Annotated in this window: 16 protein-coding genes; 10 read left to right on the forward strand and 6 right to left on the reverse strand. The window is 66.1% G+C overall.

Translation table 11 applies throughout. The features are described 5' to 3' along the window. Positions 1 to 645: 645 nt before the first annotated feature. Positions 646 to 948 carry a Rieske 2Fe-2S domain-containing protein gene (locus ACEQZD_RS05720; protein ID WP_194855942.1) on the forward strand — a complete coding sequence of 101 codons (303 nt, stop codon included), beginning with the start codon at positions 646 to 648 and terminating at the stop codon, positions 946 to 948. On the opposite strand, the gene ACEQZD_RS05725 is transcribed toward ACEQZD_RS05720, so the two are convergent. Then, positions 945 to 1,565 (reverse strand): lytic transglycosylase domain-containing protein, encoded by a 621-nt coding sequence (locus ACEQZD_RS05725; protein WP_370184525.1) that lies wholly within the window; start codon positions 1,563 to 1,565, stop codon positions 945 to 947. The two genes, ACEQZD_RS05720 and ACEQZD_RS05725, sit on opposite strands and share 4 nt — an antisense overlap. 200 nt (positions 1,566 to 1,765) lie before the next feature. Here ACEQZD_RS05725 and ACEQZD_RS05730 point away from each other — a divergent pair, with 200 nt between their 5' ends. Both ACEQZD_RS05730 and gorA read left to right on the forward strand, forming a co-directional pair. Further along, positions 1,766 to 3,331: an FMN-binding glutamate synthase family protein gene (locus tag ACEQZD_RS05730; protein WP_370184528.1), complete on the forward strand. Its 1,566-nt coding sequence runs from the start codon at positions 1,766 to 1,768 to the stop codon at positions 3,329 to 3,331. Between the two features lie 123 nt (positions 3,332 to 3,454). Further along, the gene (gene gorA, locus ACEQZD_RS05735) at positions 3,455 to 4,825 is read left to right on the forward strand and encodes a glutathione-disulfide reductase (protein ID WP_142949754.1); all 1,371 of its coding nucleotides are present in this window, start codon (positions 3,455 to 3,457) and stop codon (positions 4,823 to 4,825) included. A gap of 40 nt (positions 4,826 to 4,865) precedes the next feature. Here the strand turns inward: gorA and ACEQZD_RS05740 are convergent, their stop codons facing one another. Then, entirely contained in the window at positions 4,866 to 6,212 is a 1,347-nt protein-coding gene (locus ACEQZD_RS05740) for a cytochrome P450 (protein WP_335628871.1), read from the reverse strand. Between the two features lie 289 nt (positions 6,213 to 6,501). Between ACEQZD_RS05740 and ACEQZD_RS05745 the strand changes: the two genes are divergently transcribed. Both ACEQZD_RS05745 and ACEQZD_RS05750 read left to right on the forward strand, forming a co-directional pair. After that, positions 6,502 to 7,290, forward strand: coding sequence for a ParA family protein (locus ACEQZD_RS05745; protein ID WP_142949752.1), 789 nt, complete (start codon positions 6,502 to 6,504; stop codon positions 7,288 to 7,290). A gap of 102 nt (positions 7,291 to 7,392) precedes the next feature. Next, positions 7,393 to 8,202: a hypothetical protein gene (locus tag ACEQZD_RS05750; RefSeq protein ID WP_370184531.1), complete on the forward strand. Its 810-nt coding sequence runs from the start codon at positions 7,393 to 7,395 to the stop codon at positions 8,200 to 8,202. Positions 8,203 to 8,205: 3 nt separating this feature from the next. Here the strand turns inward: ACEQZD_RS05750 and ACEQZD_RS05755 are convergent, their stop codons facing one another. Beyond that, complete coding sequence (locus ACEQZD_RS05755; protein WP_194855937.1) at positions 8,206 to 9,330, reverse strand: alpha/beta fold hydrolase; 1,125 nt, start codon at positions 9,328 to 9,330, stop codon at positions 8,206 to 8,208. Between the two features lie 83 nt (positions 9,331 to 9,413). Here ACEQZD_RS05755 and ACEQZD_RS05760 point away from each other — a divergent pair, with 83 nt between their 5' ends. The 3 genes from ACEQZD_RS05760 to ACEQZD_RS05770 are packed head-to-tail and all read left to right on the forward strand — an operon-like array spanning position 9,414 to position 11,622. Then, positions 9,414 to 9,884 carry a PaaI family thioesterase gene (locus ACEQZD_RS05760; RefSeq protein ID WP_255442606.1) on the forward strand — a complete coding sequence of 157 codons (471 nt, stop codon included), beginning with the start codon at positions 9,414 to 9,416 and terminating at the stop codon, positions 9,882 to 9,884. Further along, positions 9,884 to 10,336 carry a PaaI family thioesterase gene (locus tag ACEQZD_RS05765; RefSeq protein WP_142949749.1) on the forward strand — a complete coding sequence of 151 codons (453 nt, stop codon included), beginning with the start codon at positions 9,884 to 9,886 and terminating at the stop codon, positions 10,334 to 10,336. The genes ACEQZD_RS05760 and ACEQZD_RS05765 overlap by 1 nt, the downstream gene beginning before the upstream one ends. A gap of 56 nt (positions 10,337 to 10,392) precedes the next feature. After that, a complete protein-coding gene (locus ACEQZD_RS05770) occupies positions 10,393 to 11,622 on the forward strand; it encodes an MFS transporter (RefSeq protein WP_370184533.1) in 1,230 nt (409 codons plus the stop codon). A 22-nt stretch (positions 11,623 to 11,644) separates the two neighbouring features. Here the strand turns inward: ACEQZD_RS05770 and ACEQZD_RS05775 are convergent, their stop codons facing one another. Both ACEQZD_RS05775 and ACEQZD_RS05780 read right to left on the reverse strand, forming a co-directional pair. Continuing rightward, positions 11,645 to 12,310 (reverse strand): OmpA family protein, encoded by a 666-nt coding sequence (locus tag ACEQZD_RS05775; RefSeq protein ID WP_142949748.1) that lies wholly within the window; start codon positions 12,308 to 12,310, stop codon positions 11,645 to 11,647. A 122-nt stretch (positions 12,311 to 12,432) separates the two neighbouring features. Continuing rightward, positions 12,433 to 13,050 (reverse strand): GNAT family N-acetyltransferase, encoded by a 618-nt coding sequence (locus ACEQZD_RS05780; protein WP_370184534.1) that lies wholly within the window; start codon positions 13,048 to 13,050, stop codon positions 12,433 to 12,435. Positions 13,051 to 13,134: 84 nt separating this feature from the next. On the opposite strand from ACEQZD_RS05780, the gene ACEQZD_RS05785 reads away from it, so the two are divergent. Both ACEQZD_RS05785 and ACEQZD_RS05790 read left to right on the forward strand, forming a co-directional pair. Next, positions 13,135 to 14,679: an FAD-dependent oxidoreductase gene (locus ACEQZD_RS05785; RefSeq protein WP_370184535.1), complete on the forward strand. Its 1,545-nt coding sequence runs from the start codon at positions 13,135 to 13,137 to the stop codon at positions 14,677 to 14,679. 39 nt (positions 14,680 to 14,718) lie between these two features. After that, positions 14,719 to 15,141 (forward strand): MerR family DNA-binding protein, encoded by a 423-nt coding sequence (locus ACEQZD_RS05790; protein ID WP_370184537.1) that lies wholly within the window; start codon positions 14,719 to 14,721, stop codon positions 15,139 to 15,141. Here ACEQZD_RS05790 and ACEQZD_RS05795 read toward each other — a convergent pair. Continuing rightward, on the reverse strand, positions 15,138 to 16,781 hold a 1,644-nt coding region (locus tag ACEQZD_RS05795), incomplete at its 5' end, for a cation:proton antiporter (protein ID WP_370184540.1). The two genes, ACEQZD_RS05790 and ACEQZD_RS05795, sit on opposite strands and share 4 nt — an antisense overlap.

The following is a 16,781-nucleotide window of genomic DNA, read 5'->3' on the forward strand; positions in this document are numbered from 1 at the left end:
CTGTGAATACGTCCCTGTACGCTCCCTGTCGGACGTCCTGTCCTCCAGGGTCCCGGAAGGGCATAACACAGACCCGCTCCGGAGTGAGATTCCGGTGTTCCGGGTTATCGCCGGCGCCGAACCTTTCTACGAAGCTGGGGGGTGTGGGATTAAGCCTTGTGGGAGCGGGCCATGCCCGCGAAAGGGAGCGAAGCTCCCGGCAGGATGCCAGAGGCTCTTCTAACGGCAGCACCAACAGCGTCTCTGGAATCCTGCCGGCCGGCTTTGCCGGCCTTTCGCTTGCAAGGCAAGCTCCCACAAACCGAGCTTCTTAGAATGGTTCGGGCGGTTTTGGGACCCGTGGCGGTGCCGCTGCAAAGTGAGCGGGGCAATGGTGGTGCCTGGAGGGAGCTGTTTGGCCAGGGATGGCCAAACTAACAGCGGCCAGGGATGGCTTGAGCGGTCCCGGAAGGCACCACCATTGCCCCGCGTCTCGGATACGGAGCGCCGGACACCGGAACACAAAAGGCCTCTGGAATCCTGCCGGGTGGCTAAAGCCACCCTTTCGCGGGCGGGGCCCGCTCCCACAGTCCGACACCCCGGCCCGGGACGATCCGGCAATCGCATGCTAAGGTTGGCGGCATCGCAGGGGGAGGAGAGCGCGGAATGTTCCATCGCCTTATCCGCACGCTGGATCTGTACGACGGGCTGCGGCTGCCGGTGCAAATCGGCCGCGAGGAGTTACTGCTGATTCATGAGGACGGCGCCACCTGGCTGGTGCAGCGCCGCTGCCCGCACGGGGAGTTTCCCCTGGAGAGGGCCTCGGTGCGCGGCGAGGTGCTGCGCTGTCCCGGGCACGGGCTGGAGTTTTCCCTGAGCAGCGGTCAGTGCCGCGGCGCCCAGGGCTATTGCCTGAAACGCTACCGGATTGATTACGACGGCCCCTGGATCGGGGTCAGCGACCTTTAGCGGCTGGCGACCGCGTCTCCCTTGGCCAGTTGCAGCTGGTAGCGCAGCCGCAGCTGTTTGACCTTTTTCACGTAGGCCTGGGTTTCCGGAAACGGCGGGATGCCGCCGTAACGCCGCACGTTGCCTTCGCCGGCGTTGTAGGCCGCTAGGACCTGGTCCAGGGTGCTGAATTTGTTCTGCAGGTAGGCGAGGAAACGGGTGCCGCCGTGGATGTTGGCGCTGGCGTCGAACGGGTCGGCCACTTCCAGGTAGCGGGCGGTGCGCGGCATCAGCTGCATCAGACCCTGGGCGCCGACCCGCGACACGGCGGTGCGGTCGAACAGGGATTCGGCGTGGATCACCGCTTTCACCAGGGCTGGTTCGACGCCGAAATCGTCGGCGGCGCGCGCGATCACGGTGTCGTAGCGGTCACGCCGGGCGGCGCTCAGGGTGGTGGGGGTGTAATTCCAGCCCTTGCGCACGGAGAGCAGGGTATAGCTGGCGTCCACCTTGGCGCGGGGCTTGTCCGTGAACAGGATTTCGCCGCCGTCGCCACGGTAGGTGTAGATGTTTTCCGCGATGGCCGGCATCGACACCCCCAGTGCCAAAACCAGGCCGCAGACCCCCGGTAATTTCATTGTTTTGTCTCTTACTGATTTTACATCCCGATTCCAGTTGAAGTGATACCACAGTATTAGCGGTCGGGCTAGGTGCCCTGTGCGGATTATTAGTCCGGGTTCTCACCTTTTCGCATCAGACGGTGATTTTCAGCGGCCAACCCGGATGGCGGGGCCGGGTTATAGTGATAGCATGGCTTCGGGCGATTAGAGGAGGTCCTATGCTCTCCGAGCAGTTGCATGCCTGGGTCAATGTGCTGACCACCTGGCTGGCCTTGGGCCTGCTGTTAATGGTGTTTCTGGTGACCGTGGCGGCCATGGTCCTGTGGGTGCAGGATCGCTATTTCCAGAAAGCCCACGCGATTCGACGGAATTACCCTCTGATCGGTCGTTTTCGCTACTTTTTCGAGCATATCGGCGAGTTTTTCCGTCAGTATTTCTTTGCCATGGACCGGGAAGAGCTGCCGTTTAACCGCGCCCAGCGCAGCTGGGTCTACCGCGCCGCCAAGGATCTGAGCAATACGGTGGCGTTCGGCACCACCAAGCAGAACGCCGCCGGCCGCATCGTCTTTCTGAATACGCCTTATCCGACCCTGGAAAAGGACGCCGCCGAAACCCTGCCGTTGATGATCGGCCCCCACGCCGACCAGCCGTTCGTGGCACGCAGCTTCCACAATATTTCGGCGATGAGCTTCGGCGCGCTGTCCACGCCGGCGGTGCGGGCCCTGTCCCGGGGCGCCGGCCAGGCGGGCTGCTGGCTGAACACCGGCGAAGGCGGCCTCACCGAAATGCACCTGGAAGGGCATTGTGATCTGGTGTTCCAGATCGGCACCGCCTATTACGGCGTGCGCGATCAGGAGGGCAACCTGAGCGATGAAAAGCTGCGGGAGGTGGCCCGCCTGCAATCGGTGAAGATGTTCGAGATCAAGCTCAGCCAGGGCGCCAAGCCGGGCAAAGGCGGCATTCTGCCGGCGGAGAAGGTCACCCCGGACATTGCTCGCATTCGTGGCATTCCGGTGGGGCAGGCGTCGGTGAGCCCCAACGGCCAGCCCGGCATCCGCAGCGCCGGGGATTTGCTGGACATGATTGAGCGGGTGCGCCGGGTGACCGGTAAGCCCACCGGCATCAAGACGGTGATCGGTTCCTGGCAGTGGCTGGAAGAGCTGTTCATGGAAATCCATGAACGGGGCCTGGAGAGCGCGCCGGACTTCATCACCGTGGACAGCGGCGACGGCGGCACCGGCGCCGCGCCCATGTCGCTGATGGACGACGTGGGGCTGAACCTGGCCGAGTCGTTACCGCTGGTGGTGGACCTGCGCGACGGCTTCGCGCTGCAGGACCGGATTCGCATCATCGCCTCGGGCAAACTGATCACGCCGTCCATGGTCGCCTGGGCCATCGCCATAGGCGCGGATTTCTGTGTCTCCGCGCGCGGCTATATGTTCGCGCTGGGCTGCATCCAGGCGATGCAGTGCAACCGCAATACCTGTCCCACCGGGGTCACCACCCACAACCCGCGCCTGCAGCGCGGTCTGGTGCCCAGCGAGAAGGGCGCGCGGGTGGCGCATTTCCACGCCAATCTGGTCAAGGAAGTGGAGACCATCGCCCACGCCTGCGGGGTGGGGGAGCCGCGACAGCTGCGCCGCCACCATGCCCGCATGGTCAACGCCAACGGCGACTCCATGCCCCTGGAAGAGCTGTGGCCGCCGATCGAGCCGGGGCTCTATCTGCGCCAGGGGCGGCCCAGCCTGCACGCGCCGTTCGCCCGTTTCCGGGTCGGCGCCTGAGGGCGTGGGCGCGGCGGCATAAGGGCACGCTATCAGGGTGATTAACCGCCTGGCCTTGTTCTTCACCGGGTGGCCGCCACAATAGCGGCCATCCCGCAGCGGTCTACGATTAAGGAGAGTGTTTTGTCTGACGAATTCGATCTGGTGGTCATCGGTGCCGGTTCCGGCGGTGTCCGCGCCGCGCGCATGGCGTCCGGCCACGGCGCCCGGGTGGCGATTATCGAGGAACGGTTCTTCGGCGGCACCTGCGTCAACGTGGGCTGCGTGCCGAAGAAGCTGTTCGCCTACGGCGCCGGCTTCCCGGAAGAGTTCGAGCTGGCCGCCAGCTACGGGTACCAGTTGGACGGCTGGCGCTTCGACTGGAACACCCTGCGCGACAACAAGACCCGTGAGATCGAACGGCTCAACGGCATCTACAACCGCATCCTGGATAACGCCGGCGTCACCGTGTTTGAAGGCCACGGCCGCATCGAGGGCCCCGGCCGGGTATCCGTGGACGGCGACCGTGTTCTGGAGTGTAAGCACATTCTGATCGCCACCGGCGGCAAGCCCCATGTGCCGGAACTGCCCGGCGACCATCTGGTGCGCATCTCCGACGATCTGTTCTATCTGGATAAACTGCCCGAGCGCGTCGCCGTGGTCGGCGGCGGTTACATCGCCTGCGAATTCGCCTCCATCCTCAACGGCCTGGGCGTGGAAGTGCATCAGCTTTACCGCCGCGATCTGATCCTGCGCGGCTTCGACGGTGAAATTCGCGAGTTCGTCGCCGAGCGCATGGCCGCCGCCGGCATTCATATCCATGTGAACACCGACGTTAGCGCCATTGAAGGCGACGCCGACGGCGAGAAAACCCTGCGTCTGTTGAACGGCGACAGCCTGGTGGTGGATGAGGTGTTCTACGCCACCGGCCGGGTGCCCAAGCTGGACGGCCTGTTCGCCGAGGGTGTGTCGGTGCAGACCCGCGACAACGGCGCGGTAATCGTGGACGACGCCTTCCAGACCAGCGAGCCGGGCATCCACGCCCTGGGCGACGTCACCGACCGGCTGCAGCTCACCCCGGTGGCCCTGGCCGAAGGCATGTGGCTGGCGGCGCACCTGTTCGGCGAGCACAAACCGAAGGCGCCGCTGGACTACCGCGATGTGCCCACCGCCGTGTTCTGCCACCCGAACATCGGCACCGTGGGGCTCAGCCAGGAAGAAGCGCTGGCCGAGTACGGCACCATCCGGGTCTACAAGAGCCAGTTCCGGCCGATGCGCTACACGCTCAGTGACATCCAGGAAAAATCCATGATGAAGCTGATCGTCGACGACGCCAGCGACCGGGTGGTGGGCCTGCACATGGCCGGCGAAGAGTCCGCCGAGATCACCCAGGGGTTCGCCGTGGCGGTGCGCATGGGCGCCACCAAGGCGGACTTCGACGCCACCGTGGGCATTCACCCCACCTCGGCGGAAGAGCTGGTGACGCTGCGCGACGGCGAGACCGTCAGCGGCTGACCGCGGCCGCCGGCCGCCGGGACGCCGGCCGCCGAAACGGTCACAGCCGTTCCAGCGTCACCGGCAGGCCGTCCTTGGGCACCGGCAGGCTGGTGGTGTCCACCGGCATCACATAGTCCGCCGGCACCCGCCAGCGGTACTTCAACAGCACCTGGTGGAGGATCGCCTTCACCTGCATGTCGGCGAAATGCAGGCCGATGCATTTGTGCGCGCCGCCGCCGAAGGGCACCCAGGCATAGGGGTGCACCTTGTCCTCGCGGCGGTGTTCGGCGAACCGCTCCGGATCGAAGCGCTCCGCGTCCGGCCAGTACTCTTCCATATAGTGGGTGAAGTAGGGCGCCATGGTAATAAAGCTGCCCTTGGGTATATGGAAGCCGTCGTATTCCACGTCACGCACGGTGCGGCGGGGCAGCGACGGCACCGGCGCGCACAGGCGCAGCGCCTCCTTCATGGCCAGGCCGATGCCCGGCAGCTTCTCCAGGTCCTCGTATTCCAGTTGGGTTTTGCCCAGCGCGCGGCTTTCCTCGCGCAGGCGCTCCTGCCATTCCGGCGCGCTGGCCAGGTGGTAGAACAGGTTGGACAGGGTGATGGTGGTGGTGTCGTGGGCCGCCATCATCAGGAAGATCATGTGGTTGACCACATCGTCGTCGGAGAAGCGGTCGCCGTCCTCGGTGGTGGCGTGGCAAAGCGCGCTGAACAGGTCGTTGTCTTCCTGGGCCCGTTTCGTCGGGATCTCATCGCGGAACAGTTGCTCCAGCACCCGCCGGCCGCGCAGCCCCTTGGACCAGCGCAGCCCCGGCACCGGGAAGCGCAGCAGCGCGGTGCCGGCGCGCACCGTGTCCACGAACGCCCGGTTGACCTGTTCGGAGCGCGGGCCCAGTTCCTGGCCCATGAACACATCGGTGGCCAGGTCCAGGGTCAGCCGCTTGACCCGGGGCAGCACCTTGATGCCGCCCTCCGGCCAAGTGTCCAGGCCGGCGGTGATGCGCGGCCCCATGCGCTCCAGATAGCCGCGCAGCGCGTTTTTGGTGAACGCCTGCTGCATGATGCGCCGGTGCCAGCGGTGCTCCTCGAAATCCAGCAGCATGATGCCGCGATGGAAAAACGGGCCGATGAAAAAGTCCCAGCCGCCGTGGTTGGAGAACAGGTCGCCCTTGTTCATCAGCACGAACTGGTTGGCGTCCGGGCCCAGCATCTGCACCACCCGCAGGCCGAACAGCCGGGTCCAGGACACCGGACCGTACTGGTCGTAACGCTGTCGCATCAGGCCCACTGGATCACGCATACTGGTCAGAGTGTGCCCGACCAGCGGCCAGCCCGGATCTCCGGGGACCGCCTTGAGGGGGCTGCCGGTGGGAACGGGCGCAAAGGGGGTAACGGCGCTCATGGATCACTCCGTGGTAAACATGGTGTATATCTATACTGAGCGCAAAACGGGAAGCGGGACAAGGGGGGTAAATGTCTTTCTGCTGCGCATTTACCCCGCACTGGCCAGGGAACGATCAATTCGTCGGAGGCGGCATGGTGTCGGCGCCGCCGCCACTCTTCAACGGCTTGTTAACGGGGTTATCCACAGTTTTTGTGGACGAAGGATGACAGCCGCCCACGTCGCTGCGGCCTGGGAGCCGTTCCGGCCCCTGTGTATCATTGCGCCATTCAGGTAAGGAGAACCGTGCATGCGAACCGTGGTGTTTAATCAGAAAGGCGGTGTGGGTAAATCCAGTATCACCGTGAATCTGGCGGCGATCAGCGCCGCCCGGGGCAACAAGACGCTGGTGGTGGACCTGGATCCACAATGCAACGCCAGCCAGTACCTGCTGGGCATGGGCGCGTATCAGCAGGAGCAGGGGCCGACGCCCAACATCGGCACCTTCTTCGCGCAGACGCTGTCGTTCAAGCTCAAGGAAAAAGCGCCTCGCGATTACGTGCATCTCACCAAGTTCGAAAACCTGTACGTGTTGCCCTCCGACGGTGAACTGGGCGAGGTGGAGCACCTGCTCGAATCCAAGCACAAGATCTACAAGCTGCGCGGCCTGCTGAAAAGCCTGGGCCGGGAATTCGACGCCATCTATGTGGACACGCCGCCGGCGTTTAATTTCTACACCCTGTCCGCGCTGATCGCCGCCGACGGGGTGCTGATTCCCTTCGACTGCGATGCGTTTTCCCGCAAGGCGCTCTATTCCCTGCTGGAGAACGTTCAGGAGACCCGCGAGGATCACAACGAGGACCTGCGCGTGCAGGGCATCGTGGTGAATCAGTATCAGCCGCGCGCGCGCCTGCCCAAGGAACTGGTGGCGTCGCTGGTGGAGGAGGGCCTGCCGATCCTCGACAGCAAGCTGTCCGCCAGCGTCGCCATGCGCGAATCCCACGAGTGCGCCACGCCGCTGATCAACTGGAGCCCCAAGCACAAGCTGACGCAGGAATACCAGGCGCTCTATACGGAACTCAGCAGGCCCGGCCGCTGACCCCGCGCAATATTGCGCATTGGTAAAAGGCGGCGCTATGTACTATCTTTGCCGCGTTTGTCCTCGGGCTGGGCAACAAAAAGAAATGCAATAGGAGATGCTATGCGAACCCTTTCCAGGGGCGCCTTGGCGGTGGTGTTGTCGATAACCGGGCTGGCGGCCCCGATGGCCGCGAGCGCGGCCCTGAGCCGCGCCCAGTTGGAGGATCTGGAGCACCATCTTTGGCAAGTGCGCACGGATTATCACATGTATGCCGTGATGGACGGCAACGACACCTACCGGGTAGCGCTCAACGAAGCCGCTCAGCAGGCCGCCGAAGCGCTGGATGAACTGCGCGCCGCCAGCGAGTCCGACGCGGAGCGGGCCCTGGTCGCGGATCTCGCCGACCAGTGGCAACGCATGGCCGCCGACCAGGCCCTGCCGGCCCCCGGCGACGCCGAGGGCGAAGCGGCGTCCGGCGACCCGCGGCGGCTGGACGACCTGCCGGCGGAAATGGCCGCCGCCATCGACGACTTCGAAGGCGCCGCCGACGGCGACTACGACGACGTCCACGGGCTGATCAGCGAGCTGCAACAACTGACCTCGTCCTACGTGGCGATCATCGCCGACAACAACGACGGCGACGATGAGGCGCAACAGGATCGCGGCGCCTTCGAGCAGGCGGTGCCGGCGTTTTCCGACCGGCTCAAGCGGGTGCAGGCCGCCCACCGTGGCGACGGCAACCTCAACCGCACCCTGGAGCAGGCCGCCCTCAAGTGGGGGTTCATCCGCTCTTCCATGCTCAAGTTCGGTGACGACGCGGTGCCGTTCCTGGTCTACCGCTATACCTCGCAGATGACCAGCAGCCTGCAGCAGGCGGTGGAGCTGGCCACCTCCGAGGTCGCCAAGCCCACCATCGGTCCGCCCGAGTAGCGCTCAGTCGGCGCGCGCCTCCAGCCAGTCGGCGATCACCCGCCAGCACTGGCCGGGCGCCTTGCTGCCGGCGAACACCCCGGCGTGGCCGCCGGGGGCTTCCTCGAACCGCTTCTCGCGGCTGCCCACCACTTTGAGAATCTCCCGCGCGGCGCGCAGGCTGACGATGCGGTCGGTGCGTCCGCCGAACGCCAGCAGATCCTGGGTGATGGCGCCGAAATCCACCGGCCGCCCGCCGATGCTGAGACGGCCGTCGGCGAGGCTGTTGGCGAGCACCATCTTCTCGATCACTTCGCGCACCACCGCCCCCGGGTAATCGACCATGTCGTTGAACCACTGGCCCATGGTCATGTACTCGGTGAGGTAGTCCCGGTCGCCCATATTGCGCAGCAAATCCACATAGGACTGCACCAGCCCCGGCGGGTTGGTCATCTTGAAGCCCAGCGACAGCAGCCGGGCGGGAATGTGGAACAGCTTGCTGTCGAGCGGCTCCAGGCGCACCTGGAACCAGTCGTGGGCCTGCATGGCGGGAATCGCCGCGAGGCTGAAAATCTTGCCGAACGGCCCGCTTTTATGAAAATTCACCGGGCTGGCGATGGTCGACAGACTGCGCACCGGTGCCCCCGGGTGGCTGCCCAGATAGAGCATGCACAGCAGCCCGCCCATGCAGTAGCCGAGCAGATTCACCTGGTCCGACCCGGTGTGCTCGCGCACCCGCTCCACCACCTGCGGCAACCACTGGTTCACGTAGGTGTCCAGGTCCAGGTCGCGGTCGGCCTGGGACGGCTGGCCCCAGTCGATCAGATAGACGTCGTGGCCGCGCGCCATCAGATAACGGACCATGGACCGGTTGGGCATCAGGTCGTAGGTCCAGCAGTGGATGCCCAGCGCCGGCACCAGAATCAACGGAATACGATGCTTCTCCCGCCGTACCGGTATCTCCTCGTCGCCGACCGGAATCCGCGCCATCGGCGGCAAACTGTAATGACGCAGCGCCATGATGCCGTTGCGGTAAATTTCGTCCCAGGGCGTTTTGTCGGTCTGAATGAAGCGCCGCGGATGACGGCGGCGCTCCACCATATGGCTCAATGCGCGCAGTGATGATTTCACGGAAGGACGTGGTGCCATGGAGGCTCCGCTGATAGCAATTGATCCGGAGTAAGGGTAGGCGGTAATCTTGCCGGGCCCGCAGTAACAGAGCATTGGCCCCCGTGACAAATTCAAAGCCCCCTTACACCCGCATGGACGTCTGTAACCGGTCCCTGGAGACCGTGCGCCATTCCCGCAACCTGGGTATGGAAGTGCTCAGCGCTGAAGAAGACGGCGTCCGTGTGCGCCTGCCCTGGCGCGAGGACCTGGTCGGCAACCCGGACACCGGTGTGCTGCACGGCGGCGCCATCTTCGCGATGATGGACCAGGCCGGCGGCATGGCGAACAGCTGCCGCCTGTACCCCAACTTCGAAATCACGCCGACCATCGATTTCCGCGTCGACCACCTGCACGCCCCGACACCGGGCAAGGCGGTGATCTGCTACGCCAGCTGCTACCGGCTCACGCCCAACGTCACCTTCGTGCGGCTGACCACCTGGGAAGAGGGCGAGGAAGAGGGGGAGCCGGTGGCCACCGGCCTGGCCACCTACACACGCATGAAACTGGATAAAAACGGGCGGGTGGTGTCCTGATGACCGATTCACTGAAAGCCTTGATCGAAGCCTGCCGCAACGGCGAAGCCAATTACCAGGACCTGGTGGACCGGGTGCCCTATGCCCGCTTCCTGGGTATCGAGTTGCTGGTGCAGGGCGAGGAACTGACCTTCATTCTGCCGCGCAACGAAAACAATATCGGCAACCCCACCTTGCCGGCGTTGCACGGCGGCGCCGTGGCCGGCTTCATGGAGCAGGCCGCGATCATCTTCATCCTGCTGGAAATGGGCGAGCCCAAGGTGCCCAAGACCATCGATTTCACCATCGACTACCTGCGCGCCGGCCTGTTCCGCGACACCTTCGCCGAATGCCGCATCACCCGCCTGGGCCGTCGCATCGCCAATGTGCACATCAGCGCCTGGCAGAAACGCCGGGAAGAGCCGATTACCATTGCCCGCGCCCACTTCCTGCTTTCCGAAGAAAACAACTAGCGGCGGCGATAGGGCAACGAAGGTGATATATTAGCGGGCCCGATAGGAGGCCCTCTTTGTCATTATCGCCGGTTGCCAGGTCTTCGACCTTTACCCAAAGCCTGCTGCTTGCCGCGGTGGGCGTCACCGCCCTGGGCCAGACCCTGGTGTTCACGCTGCTGCCGTCCCTGGGCCGGGCCACCGGCCTGGCCGAGATCCAGGTGGGGCTGATCATCAGCTGCTCGTCGCTGGCCTTCGCCCTGGCCAGCCCGGTGTGGGGCTACCTCAGTGAACTCTACGGCCGCCGGCCGATCCTGATCATCGGCCTGAGCGGCTACGCCACCGGCACGCTGCTGTTCGCGCTGGTGTTCCAGGCCGGGCTGGCCGGCTGGGTGAGCGGCGGCGTTCTGGTGGCGCTGCTGGTGGCCGCGCGCATGAGCCAGGCGGTGATCATGGCCGCCACGCCGCCGTCGGCGGCGGCCTATACCGCGGACATCACCGCGCCGGAGGCGCGCACCCGCGGCATGGGCCGCATCGGCGCCGCCAACAACCTGGGCACCGTGCTGGGCCCGGGCATCGGCGGCATGCTGGCGGCGGTGGCGCTGGTGCTGCCGCTCTATCTGGTGGCCGGTCTGGTGGCCTTGATGGCGGTGTTTATTCTGTTTTTCCTGCCGCCGTCGCCGTACCGCGGCGAGCCGCCGGTGCAGCGCCGGCGCACGGTGCTGGCCACCGGCCTGCGCGCCTATACCGACCGCCGTTTCCGCGATCTGTTGATCACCGGGGTAGTGCTGTTCATGAGCTTCGCGCTGGTTCAGCAAACCCTGGGCTTTCTGTTTCAGGACGCGCTGAACATGTCGCCCAGCGAAGCGGCCGGCGCCCTGGGCACCGCCATGATGGCGGCGGCGATCACCTCGCTGACCGGCCAGATTCTGGTGGTGCAATGGCTGCGCGCGCCGGCATTGGTGTTGCTGGCCCTGGCGGGTCCGGCCATCGGCCTGGGCGCCGGCGTGCTGTGGCTGTTCGACAGCCGTCTGGGGATGACCCTGGCGGTGATGCTGGTGGGTATGGGGATCGGTTTCGGCATGCCGGCGATCATGTCGCTGGCGAGCCTGAGGGTGGACAGTTCGGAGCAGGGCAGGGTGGCCGGGCTGGCCAGTGCGTGTCCGTCGCTGGGGTTCGTGCTCGGGCCACTGGTGGGCACCGGGCTGTACACGCTCGACCACCGTTTTCCGTACATGCTGGTGGTGATGCTGATGGTGCCCCTGGCGGTGCTGGTCTGGCGGCTACGCCGGGCCGGCACCGCCTGAGGCGGTGGCGCGGAGCCCTGGATTATTCCTCGTAGGGAATCAGGGTCAGTTCCACGCGGCGGTTCTGCTGGCGGCCTGACGCCGAACCGTTATCCGCGATCGGCTGGGTTTCACCGAAACCGACCACGTCCATGCGCACGGCCTGCACGCCGTAGCCGCTGAGCACATCGGCCACCGCCTGGGCGCGCTGCTGGGAGAGCAGCAGGTTGTAGCGGTCGCCGCCGGTGCTGTCGGTGTGGCCGGCGATCTGCAGCATGGTGGAATCGTATTCCTTGAGGACTTCGGACACGGAGTCCAGCACGGAACGGAACGAGGATTTCACCTGGGTGCTGTCGGTGTCGAAGGTCACGTTACCCGGCATGTTGAGAATAATGTTCTCGCCGTCACGGGTGACGGAAACGCCCGAGCCTTCCAGTTTCTGACGCAGCTTGGCTTCCTGGACGTCCATGTAGTAGCCCACGCCGCCGCCGGCGATGGCGCCGATACCGGCCCCGGCCAGGGCCCGCTCTTTGCGCTCCTTGGCGCTGTCCGAGGTGGCGATACCGATCAGCGCGCCGCTCACCGCGCCGATGGCGGCGCCGCCGGCGGCCTTGGAAGTCTGTTTTTCCCCAGTGTAGGGATTGATGGTGCTGCAAGCGGACAGGGACAAAGCCCCGGCCAGTAAGAGGCATCCGGCAGTGCGTTTCATCATTACTCCTTGTTATCCATTGTTCCTGAGTGGCTCAACAATAAGCGATCAGGGCACCGAAACCATAGCGGTGCGGTAAAAATCGGTAAAGTAGGGTAGCACCGGGATGCGATCGCGGTCTCTTAAAGCGGCGGCGGGCGCCACATCAGCCAGATCGGAGGACCGTCGGCGGTGACCCGGTCCTCGCGGATCACCTCGAAACCGAAGCGGCGGTAGAGCGGTAGGTTGTCCGGCTCGCAGGTCTCCAGGAAGGCACCGTGGCGGTCCCGGTCGCACAGGGCGAGCACTGGCGCCAGCAGGCGGCGGGCGTGGCCGCGCCCCTGCTGGTCCGGCGCCACCCCCAGCACCTGCAGGTACCAGTGGGGTCGCTTCGGATGCAGTTGCTGAATATGCTGGATGCCGCCCAGGCGGCCGGGCAGGCGGGTGAGCCCGGTAATCGCCGCGAAGTCGGGCAGGAAGCGAAGCTGCTGCCACAGCCCCAGACGCCACTGGCCCGGCGGCGACCACAGCGCCGCCCCCACACCGGGTATATGATCGACCCGTCCGGGCAGGGCCAGGTGGCGCAGCTGCGCGGCCATGCCGCGCCGCAGGCGGACCTGGAAATCCTCCGGCCGGCACAGCCAGCGCCAGAACGGATCGTCGACGAAGGCGCGGGCCAGCACCTCCACCACGGCGTCGAATTCGGCGCGGGTGCAATGCGGCTGCAAAAGAACCGGGGATAATGAGTAGGATGAAGGCATCCGGCGTTTGTAGCAGACTGACCACGAAAAAGGAACGGTCGTGCCACCCGGAGGCAAAGCGTTCACACAATCCAAGGAGACACCATGCTGGCGAAGCGTGCGTCACTGGCCGAACTGGCCGGGGAACAATGGGACCTGATCGTGATCGGCGGCGGCATCACCGGCGCCGGCGTGTTGCTGGAAGCGGCCCGCCAGGGGCGCAAGGCGCTGCTGCTGGAACAGCAGGATTTCGCCTGGGGCACCTCCAGCCGCTCGTCGAAGATGGTCCACGGCGGGCTGCGCTATATCGCCCAGGGCGAAGTGCGCCTGACCCGCGACGCCCTGCGCGAGCGGGAGCGGCTGCTGCGCGATCTGCCCGGCCTGGTGGAGCGGGCCCAGTACCTGTTCCCACTGCGTGACGGCCGGTTCCCGGGGCGCTGGCCGATGACCGCGGTGCTGTCGCTGTACGACTTTCTGGCCGGCATTCGCGACCACCGTTTCGTGCCCCGCGCCGAGGTGCTGATGCGGGTGCCGGGGCTGGATACGGCGGGCCTGAACGGCGCCATGAGCTACACCGACGCCCTCACCGACGATTGCCGGCTGGTGGTGCGCTGCCTCCTGGAAGCGGCCCGGCATGGCGGCCGTTCGCTCAATTACGCCCGCGCCACCGCTATCCGCACCGAGAACGGCCGCACCGAGAACGGCCGCACCGAGAACGGCCGCACCGATAACGGCCGCGCCCGGGTGGACGTCACCGATCTGGAAAGCGGCGACAGCCTGACCCTGAGTGCCGGCGCGGTGATCAACGCCACCGGCGCCTGGGCCAACCGCCTGGGCGGCGCCGGGCAACGCATCCGCCCGCTGCGCGGCAGCCATCTGTTCGTCGACCCGGCGCGGCTGCCGGTGGCCGACTGCCTGACGCTGATCAACCCCCGCGACGACCGGCCGGTGTTCGTGTTCCCGTGGGAAGGGGTCACCTGCATCGGCACCACCGACCTGGATCACGGCGACAGCCTGGACCAGGAGGCCCGCGCCAGCGGCGCGGAAGTGGACTACCTGCTGGAACTGATCAACGGACAGTTCCCGAAGGTGAACCTGGGCCGCGAGGACATCCTCTCCACCATGGCCGGGGTGCGCCCGGTGATCGCCTCCGGCGACGGCAAGGATCCTTCCAAGGAGCGCCGCGACCACGCGGTGTGGGAAGAGAACGGCGTGGTCACCGTGAGTGGCGGCAAGCTCACCACCTTCCGGCTGATCGCCCTGGACGCGCTCTGCGCCGCCGGCCTGCTGGGCCCGCGGGAGGCGCGCCGCGCCCGGCGCAGCAACGCCCCCTTGTTCCGGCCGCTGCCGGACGCGCCGGAACAGGTGGACCAGTTCCTTCATGGCGTCCAGGACGACGAGGCGCTGTTGCGCTGGGTGCTCAGCCACGAGGCGGTGGTGCATCTGGACGACCTGCTGCTGCGCCGCACCCGGCTGGGTCTGCTGCGCCGTGACGGCGGCGCCGGCCTGGCGGAGCGGCTGCGCGCGCTCACCGGCGAACTGCTGGGCTGGGACGCGGCCCGCTGGGAACAGGAGTGGGCCCGCTATGAAGAGATTCGAGAGCGCTTTTACGGCGTGCCGCCGGCGGACCGGGACCGGGCCGCCGCCTGAGCCCCGAACGCTAACTTTGCATTACCGGAGTCGATCGCCATGCGCGTTACCGATCTGGCCCGGCGGGCCGACACCACCGCCGAAACCGTTCGCCACTACACCGATCTGGGCCTGCTGACGCCGCGTCGCGACCCACACAACGGCTACCGCCAGTACAACGGCGTCGACCTGTCGCGGCTGCGCTTCGCGCTGAAAGCACGCAGCCTGGGCTTCACGCTCGGCGACGTGCGTGAACTGATCGAAGAGTCGGAGGGCGGGGAAACGCCGTGCCCGAGGGTGCGGTCGTTGATCGAGGCGCGCCTCGCCGAAGTGGAAGCGCGCATCCGTGAACTGAGCGAGTTGAGCGCGCGCATGCGCGCCGCCATGGACGACTGGTCGCGGGCCCCGGACTGCCATCTGGGCGACGGCAGGGTGTGCGGCCTGATCGACTCCTTCAATTCGGAATCGGCGGCGCCCCGCTAGGACGCCTGGTCGCCGTTCTCTTCGGCGCTTTGCTCTTCCTTGATCAAACCGATTACCGACCAGCCGGCCCGGGGCTCCGGCTGGGACTCGGACGTGAACACGTGGATCCGGTCCTTGCTGTCCACCGCGAACAGCGGCCAGACCTGCCGGTTCTCCACCGCCAGATAGGCCTTGAAGTCGAACTCCTCGGTGATCCGCGTCTTGCTGATGTCCGCGCCCTGACTGAGCAGGCTGGCAAGCCGAGCATAGGTCATGTCCGGCCCGAACAGGGTGGCGCCCCGGTGGTGCGCGGCCACGTCGTGCTTCTCTTCCTTCTCGCTCTGCCAGGGCAGGCTGTAGACATTGGGTTCGCCGAATTCCAGACGGTAGCGCATGGTCGCCATGGTGTTCAGTTCCCGGCGCGGGCTCAGGCCCAGCAATTTGCCGTAGCCCACCAGGTCCAGGTACTGATCCGCGTGGCTGGAGACCGGGTTGCCGTAGAAGGTGGGCAGCCCTTCCATGCGCGCGGTGCGGATGCTCTCCCAACTGGAATCGGTGAGGATCACCGGGAAATTGTTCTGGCTCAGGGTCTGGCCGATGGCGCGGGCCACCGGATTGGCGCCGATGATCAGGAAGCCCCTGGGGCCCGGCTCGGCCACCTTGAGCAGCCGCGCCAGCGGCCGGGCGGTGACGCTCTGCAGCGCCACCGTGCCGATGATCACCATGAAGGTGAGCGGCACCAGCAGCTCGGCGCCGGCCACGCCGTTTTCTTCCAGACGCTGGGCGAACAGGGCGGACACCGCCGCGGCGACGATGCCGCGCGGCGCGATCCACGCCAGCAGCGCCTTCTCGCGCCAGTTCAGGCTGCTGCCCAGGGTCGCCACCCACACCGACAACGGCCGCGCCACCAGCTGGATGATCGCCAGCACCAGCAGGGCGGTGGCGCCCAGGCTGAGCAGCTGCTCCATTTCCAGGCGCGCGGCCAGCACGATGAACAGCACCGAAATCAGCATCACCGACAGGTTCTCCTTGAAGTGGAGAATGTCGTCGGTGCGCACGCCCTTGCGGTTGGCCATCACGATGCCGGCCACGGTGACCGTCACCAGGCCGGATTCCTCGCTGATGCTGTTGGACAGCACGAAGGAGCCGATCACCGAGGACAGCACCAGGAAGCTGCGCAGATACTCCGGCACCAGGTGGCGGCTGAGCAGGGCGCTCAGCGCGAACGCCACGATGGTGCCCATGGCGGCGCCCACCGCGATCGCCTGGAAAAACAGCCACAGCCCGTGCAGCAGGGCACCTTGCTGGCCGGTGGCCACCACCAGCTCGTAGGCGAGTACCGCCAGAATCGCCCCGAGCGGATCAATAACGATGCCCTCCCAGCGCAGCAGCCGCGCCACGCTGGCCTTGGGGCGCACGCTGCGCAGCAACGGCACGATCACCGTGGGGCCGGTGACCACCACCAGGGCGCCGAACAGCAGTGCCAGCTCCAGCGGCAGATCAAGCAAGCCCCAGGCGGACAGCGTCACCACGCCCCAGGTGATCAGCGCCCCCCAGGTGACCAGCCGGCGCACGGTTTTCTCCAGGCCCCGGATCTCGCTGAAGCGAAGGGTGAGGGCACCCTCGAACAGAATGATCGACACCGCCAGGGAGACGCCGGG

The sequence above is a fragment of the Alloalcanivorax sp. genome (assembly GCF_964221125.1).
GTDB classification, from domain to species: Bacteria; Pseudomonadota; Gammaproteobacteria; order Pseudomonadales; family Alcanivoracaceae; genus Alloalcanivorax; species Alloalcanivorax venustensis.

What these genes read in the sequence shown, in the direction of transcription:
- ACEQZD_RS05720 (WP_194855942.1), top strand. Translation starts at nt 646, where the DNA reads ATGTTCCATCGCCTTATCCGCACGCTGGATCTGTACGACGGGCTGCGG.
- ACEQZD_RS05725 (WP_370184525.1), bottom strand. Translation starts at nt 1,565, where the DNA reads ATGAAATTACCGGGGGTCTGCGGCCTGGTTTTGGCACTGGGGGTGTCG.
- ACEQZD_RS05730 (WP_370184528.1), top strand. Translation starts at nt 1,766, where the DNA reads ATGCTCTCCGAGCAGTTGCATGCCTGGGTCAATGTGCTGACCACCTGG.
- ACEQZD_RS05740 (WP_335628871.1), bottom strand. Translation starts at nt 6,212, where the DNA reads ATGAGCGCCGTTACCCCCTTTGCGCCCGTTCCCACCGGCAGCCCCCTC.
- ACEQZD_RS05745 (WP_142949752.1), top strand. Translation starts at nt 6,502, where the DNA reads ATGCGAACCGTGGTGTTTAATCAGAAAGGCGGTGTGGGTAAATCCAGT.
- ACEQZD_RS05750 (WP_370184531.1), top strand. Translation starts at nt 7,393, where the DNA reads ATGCGAACCCTTTCCAGGGGCGCCTTGGCGGTGGTGTTGTCGATAACC.
- ACEQZD_RS05755 (WP_194855937.1), bottom strand. Translation starts at nt 9,330, where the DNA reads ATGGCACCACGTCCTTCCGTGAAATCATCACTGCGCGCATTGAGCCAT.
- ACEQZD_RS05765 (WP_142949749.1), top strand. Translation starts at nt 9,884, where the DNA reads ATGACCGATTCACTGAAAGCCTTGATCGAAGCCTGCCGCAACGGCGAA.
- ACEQZD_RS05775 (WP_142949748.1), bottom strand. Translation starts at nt 12,310, where the DNA reads ATGAAACGCACTGCCGGATGCCTCTTACTGGCCGGGGCTTTGTCCCTG.
- ACEQZD_RS05780 (WP_370184534.1), bottom strand. Translation starts at nt 13,050, where the DNA reads ATGCCTTCATCCTACTCATTATCCCCGGTTCTTTTGCAGCCGCATTGC.
- ACEQZD_RS05785 (WP_370184535.1), top strand. Translation starts at nt 13,135, where the DNA reads ATGCTGGCGAAGCGTGCGTCACTGGCCGAACTGGCCGGGGAACAATGG.
- ACEQZD_RS05790 (WP_370184537.1), top strand. Translation starts at nt 14,719, where the DNA reads ATGCGCGTTACCGATCTGGCCCGGCGGGCCGACACCACCGCCGAAACC.